At 64.4% G+C, this 8,186-nt stretch carries 10 protein-coding genes; 6 read left to right on the top strand and 4 right to left on the bottom strand.

Annotated elements, in window-relative coordinates:
• On the bottom strand, positions 1-235 hold a 235-nt coding region (locus BUA29_RS11405), incomplete at its 3' end, for a helix-turn-helix domain-containing protein (RefSeq protein WP_218587195.1).
• Between the two features lie 414 nt (positions 236-649).
• A complete protein-coding gene (locus tag BUA29_RS11400) occupies positions 650-2,671 on the bottom strand; it encodes an alpha/beta hydrolase family protein (RefSeq protein ID WP_072756651.1) in 2,022 nt (673 codons plus the stop codon).
• 165 nt (positions 2,672-2,836) lie between these two features.
• Between BUA29_RS11400 and apbC the strand changes: the two genes are divergently transcribed.
• Both apbC and dcd read left to right on the top strand, forming a co-directional pair.
• Complete coding sequence (gene apbC / locus BUA29_RS11395; RefSeq protein ID WP_072756650.1) at positions 2,837-3,682, top strand: iron-sulfur cluster carrier protein ApbC; 846 nt, start codon at positions 2,837-2,839, stop codon at positions 3,680-3,682.
• A gap of 60 nt (positions 3,683-3,742) precedes the next feature.
• A complete protein-coding gene (gene dcd / locus BUA29_RS11390; RefSeq protein WP_072756649.1) occupies positions 3,743-4,318 on the top strand; it encodes a dCTP deaminase in 576 nt (191 codons plus the stop codon).
• Between the two features lie 7 nt (positions 4,319-4,325).
• Here dcd and BUA29_RS11385 read toward each other — a convergent pair whose 3' ends face one another.
• Positions 4,326-4,757, bottom strand: coding sequence for an HIT domain-containing protein (locus BUA29_RS11385; protein WP_072756648.1), 432 nt, complete (start codon positions 4,755-4,757; stop codon positions 4,326-4,328).
• Between the two features lie 13 nt (positions 4,758-4,770).
• Positions 4,771-5,439, bottom strand: coding sequence for a dienelactone hydrolase family protein (locus tag BUA29_RS11380; protein WP_072756647.1), 669 nt, complete (start codon positions 5,437-5,439; stop codon positions 4,771-4,773).
• 111 nt (positions 5,440-5,550) lie between these two features.
• On the opposite strand from BUA29_RS11380, the gene rimO reads away from it, so the two are divergent.
• The 4 genes from rimO to BUA29_RS11360 form a co-directional block, all read left to right on the top strand.
• Positions 5,551-6,891 (top strand): 30S ribosomal protein S12 methylthiotransferase RimO, encoded by a 1,341-nt coding sequence (gene rimO, locus BUA29_RS11375; protein ID WP_072756646.1) that lies wholly within the window; start codon positions 5,551-5,553, stop codon positions 6,889-6,891.
• Positions 6,892-7,013: 122 nt separating this feature from the next.
• A complete protein-coding gene (locus BUA29_RS11370) occupies positions 7,014-7,544 on the top strand; it encodes a GspH/FimT family pseudopilin (RefSeq protein WP_072756645.1) in 531 nt (176 codons plus the stop codon).
• Positions 7,541-8,017: a type IV pilus modification protein PilV gene (gene pilV, locus BUA29_RS11365; RefSeq protein ID WP_245770551.1), complete on the top strand. Its 477-nt coding sequence runs from the start codon at positions 7,541-7,543 to the stop codon at positions 8,015-8,017. The genes BUA29_RS11370 and pilV overlap by 4 nt, the downstream gene beginning before the upstream one ends.
• Positions 7,981-8,186 (top strand): transposase family protein (locus tag BUA29_RS11360; protein WP_143148937.1); only part of this gene is annotated, 206 nt, incomplete at its 3' end. The genes pilV and BUA29_RS11360, both read left to right, overlap by 37 nt.

Below are 8,186 nucleotides of genomic sequence, written 5' to 3'. Positions count from 1 at the left end.
GCAACCTGCGGATTTCCGCCACCAGCCGTGGGTCGGTCTTGGGCGTGCGCCGGCGTTTGGGCGCGCAGGATCGAGCGGCCAAGGCGGCGGGATTGCCGCCCTGTTCGCGCAGGGCCTGCTTCCACCGGTAGAGCGTGCGCCGGGACACGTCGAAGGCGTCTTGGGTGGCTTCGAGGCCGTGTGTGTCCCAGAAGCGCAGGATGTGCAGCCTTCGTTGAGCGTCTTTGGGGGTCATTGCCCAAAGATGACCCAAGGCGGCTATTCGATAGAACCCCCGGATTCGGTACCCGGCATGGTGCACTTGCATGGCGCTCCTCCTGCTTCGAAGGAGTGCCAAAGGTGTTTGAACTTATGCAGTGTTCGTGTGGTACGCGAAGTGGTGGCCTACCGCCGGGCGGCAGGTCACGATGAGTGCGCTTCCAGGTCAGCGAGTGACGCCAGCTTCGGTTGCTGGTCAAGCTGGCGTGTGGACTGGGGCGGCCATGATCCTGCAGGCAGTTGAGGATCACGGCATGAGTTTGATGCGTCCAGGGTCGTAGTCTCTGGACGCAGACAAAGCACCCGGCCGGTAGCAGCGGCCGGGTGTCTTAGACAGCGAGTTGGATCGTTGCGCGACCGGCCGATTGGTCGGTCGTGCAATTGAGCCGGGTTACAGGCCGCCAGGCTTGCAGTCTTGACGCAGGAAGGTTTCGATCAGTGCCAGGGTCTGACGCTGGTGGCGTGGGTACCAAGGGAGGCTGTGTGGCATGTCCGGGATCAGTGCGAACTTGGCTGGCACCTTGTTCTTGACAGCATCGTAGAAGCCTTCGGCATGGAAGGCGGGCGTTCGCACGTCGCGGTCACCGACGTAAAGCAACACCGGGATGCTGGCCTTGTCGGTGTTTTGCATCGGATCCATGCCTTTCACTGTGCGCCCCTGGAGAATGCGCTGCAGGCGGTTTTCACTCCACGACCATCCCAGCTTGGCCAGATCGGTGACCGGGGCGCCGGCGATTGCGCACTGGAATGGGCCATTGGGCCGCACCACCGCCGCTGCTGCCGCAAAGCCCCCGTAGGAATAGCCGAAAATGGCTTCGCGCTTGGGGTCGGCAATGCCCTGTTTGACCAACCAGGCAGCGCCATCGTCGAGGTCATCCTGCATCTTCTGGCCCCACTCGGCATCACCGGCGAGCCAGAGTTTGCGGCCCAGTCCGGTCGAGCCGCGATACTGGGGGCGTAGCACGGCATAGCCGCGTGACGTCAGGAACGGGATCCAGCCGACAGGGTCCCACCCCATGTAGTCGCGCGCCCAGGGGCCGCCATGAGGAAGCACGATAGCGGGGAGGGGGCCTTGCGCGGGCGTCCAGCCCGCGGGCAGGTCGAGGATGGCCGGAATGGTCAGGCCATCGCGGGCGGTGTACTCCACCCAGCGCTGTTCGCCCACCCACTCGGGCTTGAAGTCCGGGCGCTGACTTCCCAGCGTGACGATCTGCTTGCGATCGACCAGGACATGGTAGGCCGGCGGATTCCGGTGGCTGGAGGTCGCAAACAGCACTCGGCTCAGGTTGTCGTCATAGCCGGTGATAGTCACCTCTTGGCCAGGAAAATTTTTCTTCAGCAGGATATGCAGCGCCTGCATCTGCGGGTCGACGTAGGTCACTTCCTGTGTCGGGCCATCGACCACAAACCCCAGGATCCTGCCGAAGTTGCTGGGCTGCCAGCCGAAGATCAGGCGAGCAATCGAATACTTCGGGTGGGCGAGTAGGGGCTCATCCTCGAACTTGTGGGTGCTGGGATCGTACATCCAGGCCTGGACTTTGTCCGAGAACAGGTCTGTCAGCACATAGAACTTGCCGCTCTTTTCGTCGCGGCCGACGATGTCGACGGTATAACGCTCGCTTAGCTTGCGTGTCAGCTCAGGGTGTACGACGAACTCGCCGGTGGCCGGGTCACGGATCAGTACTTGCTGCTCGTATTCCCCGCCGCCTAACGGCTCGAGTTGGGTTCGGGTCAAAAGCTCGCCGTTACGTGGGTCGAACAGGCCCGGACTGGAGCGACCACCACCCTTGAACAGCAGTTTGCTCTCCCCCGTGCGCAGGTTGTAAAGGAGGTAGTTGCTATTGAATGACGTTGCGTCGAACTGACTGATGATGACGTTGTCCGGGTCCAACGGCAGTGGATTGACCAGCGATGCAGTGCTGGTCAGCTCCAGGCAGCGGCGCAGGTCTTCGTTCATGTCGAGCTTGCTGGTTTTGGCAGCGAAGGCTTCGTCAAAATTTTTATGGGCAGTGTCGGTGATATAGGTCTTGGTGACGAAAGTCTTGGTTGCGCCAGTGCGCTTGCCCTCTCCGCACCCTCCCAGTTGCCCGGTCCATTCCTGGCGGGCGATCACCAGGATGCGATCAGCCTTCAGTGCGTTCGCGGCGATGAACTTCATCCGGTCCCCAGAGGGGGTGATCCGGGAGCCGGCGTCGAGGTGTCTCAGATCCCAGGATGCCAAGGCCGTGTCATCGCTCTTGCCAGGAACGGTCACCAGCGCAACCAGATTGCGACCATCACTGCTCATTGAGACCGACTGGATGGCCGGAGTGTGCGCTAGTACATCGATTGGAACGGGTTGCGTGGCACCGGCTTGAAAGCAGGTCAAGGCGAAGCAGGCGGCCAGCAGTCGGCCGAAAATCTTGTCATGCATTGATGGTGTCCCCTAGCGGTTACTTCTGCTTAGCCTAGCAAGGGAGTTGGGTAACTGCATGCTGCAGCATTCGCTTGCTGATGCATTCTTACGGAGTCAGTTGTGCATGTCGCTGGTGGTTGGTGAGCGTAAAATTCTGGCTTTCCGGTTGTCTGTGAATTCCCCATGCCCCGTCTCCCAGCCCATGCCGTCCAAGGCGAGCTCAAGCCGCTGCCCAATGTCCGCAATGTGATTGCCGTCGGTTCCGGCAAGGGCGGGGTGGGGAAGTCCACGGTGGCGGTCAATCTGGCGTTGGCACTGGCGGGTGAGGGGCTACGTGTCGGCGTCTTGGATGCCGATATCTATGGGCCGTCGGTGCCCATGATGCTGGGGCTGTCTGGCCGGCCTGACAGCCCGGACGGCAAAACCATCCTGCCCATGCGTGCGCATGGGATCGAGGCGATGTCGATCGGGTTGCTGGTGGATCAAGACACACCGATGATCTGGCGTGGGCCGATGGTGACCCAGGCATTGCAGCAAATGCTCCAGCAGACTGCCTGGGGCGATCTGGATGTGCTGCTGGTGGATCTGCCGCCAGGCACCGGCGATATCCAGCTGACCCTGGCGCAGAAGATCCCGGTGGCGGGGGCGGTGGTGGTCACCACGCCGCAGGACGTGGCCACCCTGGATGCCCGGCGGGCGCTGGCGATGTTCCAGAAGGTCGGCATCACCGTGCTGGGCGTGCTGGAGAACATGGCCGTGCATGTGTGCAGCCACTGCGGCCATGCCGAGCATGTGTTTGGCGAGGGCGGTGGTGAGCGGATGGCTGGGCAGTACGGCGTGCCGCTGTTGGGCGCGCTGCCGCTCCAGGGGCAGATCCGGGCGCAGGGCGATGCCGGGGTGCCGATCGTGGTGGCCCAGCCGGAATCGGCGGCTGCGCAGGCATTCCGTGATGCCGCTCGTGCCCTGCTGGAGCGGCTGGCGCAGCAACCCAAGGTGCGTTCCGGCATCCTGGCGTCGCTGCTGGACTGACCTGGTCGCTCTGGCGCGGTACACTCGCCGGCCACCCTGGCCTGTTGTCATCACGTCCCCATGAGCATCAAGAGCGACCGCTGGATCCGCCGCATGGCCGAGCAGCACGGCATGATCGAACCGTTCGAACCGGGCCAGATCAAGACCGCCGCCGATGGCCAGCGCATTGTCAGCTATGGCACCTCCAGCTATGGCTATGACGTGCGCTGCGCCCGCGAGTTCAAGGTGTTCACCAACATCAACTCGACCATCGTCGATCCCAAGCACTTCGATCCGAAGAGCTTCGTCGACGTCGAGGACGATGTCTGCATCATCCCGCCCAACTCATTCGCGCTGGCGCGCACGGTGGAGTACTTCCGCATCCCGCGCGACGTGCTGGTGGTGTGTCTGGGCAAGAGCACCTATGCCCGCTGCGGCATCATCGTCAACGTGACGCCGCTGGAGCCGGAATGGGAAGGACATGTGACGCTGGAGTTTTCCAACACCACGCCGCTGCCGGCCCGTATCTACGCCAATGAAGGCGTGGCGCAGATGCTGTTCTTCCAGGCCGATGCGGATGATGTCTGCGAAACCAGTTACCGCGATCGCGGTGGCAAGTACCAGGGCCAGACCGGCGTGACCTTGCCGCGGACGTGAGCCGTCTTCAGGCGGCGTCAAGCGCAGCGCGGAGTGCCCGCACCCGTTCGACCAGTTCCTCCGGCGCATACGGTCTGGCGTTCGCGGCGCCCCACACCGGGCGTGGCCAGGCGATGTCGTTATGAAAGCGGGCGATCACATGCACATGCAGCTGCGGCACCAGATTGCCCAGCGCTGCGACATTGAGCTTGTCCGGCTTGAACACTGCCTTCAGTGCCCGTGCGGCACGGTCGATTTCGGCACTGAGCTGGGTGCGCTGGTTGGCGTCGAGGTCGATCAGTTCCACCGCCTCGGGCACGCGCGGGATCAGGATCAGCCAGGGGTGATTGGCGTCATCCATCAGCCGCACCTCGCACAGCGGCCATTCGGTGACCGGGATGCTGTCATCGGCCAGTTGCGGGTGTAGTTCGTAGCGGGACGGGCGGGGCGTCGGGTGCATGGCGGGCCTCGACTCAATAAGCCGGGCGCAGCGCCCGGCGGAGGAAGGACAGGGTGCGCTCCAGTGCCAGCTCGGCGCTGGGCCGGTGGAAGTCCGCGCGCTGGTCGCAGTTGAAGCCGTGCCCCGCCGGGTAGACGTGCACTTCGGCCTCGGGATGGCGCTCACGGTGCAGCGCCACGTCATCCGCGGAAATGCTGGCGTCGTGCTCGCCGAAATGGAACAGCATGGGGGCGTGCAACTGTTCATTGAGGAAGGGCACCGTGCGCGCACCGTAATAACTGACCGCCGGCATCGACAGCCGGGTATTAGCCAGGTAGGCCACGGTGCCGCCCCAGCAATAGCCCACCACGCCGACCTTCCCGTATTCCTGCAGCTGGGCGGCGGCGGCCCGCACATCCTCCAGCGCGCGATCAAAGCCGAGTTTCTCCACCAAGTCGCGTCCATGTGCCACGCCGTCGGCGTCGTAGTGCAGCTGCACATCGTGCTCGAAATGATCGAAGAACGCCGGGGCCATCGCCACGTAGCCGTGCTCGGCAAAGGTGGCGCAGATCTGCCGGATGTGGGCATTCACGCCGAAGATTTCCTGCACCACCACCAGCGCGCCGTGAGGCGGTATGTGCGGTTGCGCCAGCCAGGCCCGGATGCGGCCGGTTGGGGTTTCCAGAGATATCCATTCGCTCATGGCCGATTCTCCCTCCGCGGTTGCCCAGATGGTACGCCTGCGCGGCCGGGCCGGCAGCCCCGCCGGTATACTACGCGGCCCTCCGGCGGTCCCGTCGCACAGCCTGCGCCCATGTCACAGCCTTCCCCGTCTGTCCAACCCAAAGTCGGTTTCGTCAGCCTCGGCTGCCCCAAGGCGCTGGTGGACTCCGAGCGCATCCTCACCCAGTTGCGGGTGGAGGGCTATGAGCTGGTGCAGACCTATGCCGACGCCGATGTGGTCGTGGTCAACACCTGCGGTTTCATTGATGCAGCGGTGGCCGAGTCGCTGGATGCCATCGGCGAGGCGCTGGCGGAAAACGGCAAGGTCATCGTCACCGGCTGCCTGGGCAAGCGTGCCGATCTGATCCGGCAGGCGCACCCCGACGTGCTGGCCATCAGTGGGCCGCAGGATTACGCCAGCGTGATGCAGGCGGTGCATGCCGTGTTGCCGCCCAAGCACGACCCGTTTCTGGATCTGGTGCCCGCCCACGGCCTGAAGCTGACCCCCAAGCATTACGCCTATCTCAAGATTTCCGAGGGCTGCAACCACCGCTGCAGCTTCTGCATCATCCCGTCCATGCGCGGCGATTTGGTGTCGCGGCCAGTGGATGAGGTGCTGCGCGAGGCAGAGGCACTGGTGCGGGGTGGGGTCAAGGAGCTGCTGGTGGTGTCGCAGGACACCAGCGCCTACGGGGTGGATCTCAAATATGCCCCGCGGCCGTGGCGCGATGGGATGTACGAAACACGCATGCGTGCCCTCTGCGAGGGCCTGGCCACGCTCGGTGTATGGGTGCGGCTGCATTACGTCTATCCCTATCCGCACGTGGATGAGGTGATTCCGCTGATGGCGGAGGGCAGGCTCCTGCCGTACCTCGACATCCCGTTCCAGCACGCCAGCCCCCGCATCCTGAAGCTGATGAAGCGGCCCGGCGCGGTGGACAAGACCCTGGAACGGATCCAGCGCTGGCGTGCGGCCTGCCCGGACCTGACCCTGCGCAGCACCTTCATCGTCGGCTTCCCCGGCGAAACCGAGGCCGAGTTTGAGGAACTGCTGGACTTTCTCGATGAGGCGCAGCTCGATCGCGTCGGCGCCTTCGCCTACTCCCCGGTGGAAGGCGCTGCGGCCAACGCGCTGCCCGACCCGGTGCCCGAGGAGGTCAAGCAGGAGCGCCTGGCCCGCTTCATGGAGCGGCAGGCGGCGATTTCCGAAGCGCGTCTGGCGGCCAAGGTCGGCAGCGTGCAGGAGGTGCTGGTGGATGCCATTGATGGCGAGCTTGCCATTGCTCGCTCGAAGGCGGACGCGCCGGAAATCGACGGTCTGGTGCAGATCCAGGACGGCCGCACTGCTGGCCTCAAACCCGGCGAGTTCGCCCAGGTGCGGATTCTGGGCAGCGACGAGCACGACCTCTACGGCGAAGTGGCCGCTGTCTGAGCCGCTCCAAGGCCCGGGTTGGGGCCGCCGCTTGTTCCGGAAATCGCGCCGCCCGTCGGCCCCGGCTGGACGTCCCGTTGCCCCGCCGCTAGGGTCAGGCTGTCGCATTCCGAGGATGTCCCGTGCTACGTCGTCCCCGCCCGCACCTGCCCGCCCCGTCCGCCGGCTTCACCCTGGTGGAGCTGATGGTGACGGTGGCAGTCATCGGCATTCTTGCCATGATCGCCGTTCCCGCGATGACGGCGTTGATCAACAACAGTCGGCTCAATGGCCAGGCCGAGGAAATGGTGGCCTCGCTGCAGCTGGCCCGGGCCGAGGCCATCCGGCGCAATGCCCGGGTGACGGTTTGCCCGAGCACGGACGGCTCGACGTGTGCAAATAGTTCCAGCTGGAGCGGGTGGGTGGTGCGTGGACGGGACAACACCACCGGCACGGACGACGTCATCCGCAGCAATGTGGTCGCCGGGGGCGTGCAGATCAGCGGTCCGGCGGCGGGCATCGTGTTCAAGCCCTCGGGCCTGATCGACAACCAGCAGACGGTGACGGTGTGCATGCCCGTCACCAGTCCGGAAATGAATCAACGCGTGCTGACGGTCATGGTCAGCGGCGTGGTGTCTTCTTCGAAAGTCAATGGTGGCGGAACATGTCCGTGAATGTCGTCCATGTCAGTCGTATCCGTCGAGTGCCGGCTGCTGGGCTGGGGCCGGCGCGTATGCGGGGGATGAGCCTGATTGAGGTCATGGTCTCGGTGCTGGTGCTGGCCGTCGGTCTGCTGGGTGTTGCGGCGATGCAGTCGCTTGCCCTGCGGGGTGGGCAGAGCGCGCTGGAAACCAGCCAGGCGGTGATGGCGACCAACACCATCATCGAGATGATGCGCGCCAATCCCACCGCCAACTACAACATCGGCAAAACCTGTACGGCCTCTGCCATTGCCGGCACCGATACCCGCGCCCAGGATTTGATAGCGTGGATCAATGGAATGAAGTCCACCATCGGTGCTGGCCCGGCGGATACCACGACCTGCGGCGAGATTATGGCTCCATCGCGTCTGGTGTGGAACGGGCCGCCGGATGATGTCAGCCTTGGCGGATGCAAGAACAACTCTTCACCCAGGCTTTGGGGCTGACGCCGCCGTGGGCGGTAGACAGCGTGTCGTTTCGTCCGGATGAGGGGGCGATCCACTTCGAGGTGTCGTGCGATACGGCCCGGCTGGCCTGTCCGGTCTGCGGGGCGGCGGACCAGCCGGTGCACGACCGGGTGGAGCGCACCTGGCAGCATCTGCACTTCTTCCAGTT

It is taken from the genome of Thermomonas hydrothermalis (assembly GCF_900129205.1).
GTDB classification, from domain to species: Bacteria; Pseudomonadota; Gammaproteobacteria; order Xanthomonadales; family Xanthomonadaceae; genus Thermomonas; species Thermomonas hydrothermalis.
Note: the sequence above shows the minus strand (reverse complement) of the source record. Positions and strands in the feature narration are given on the sequence as shown.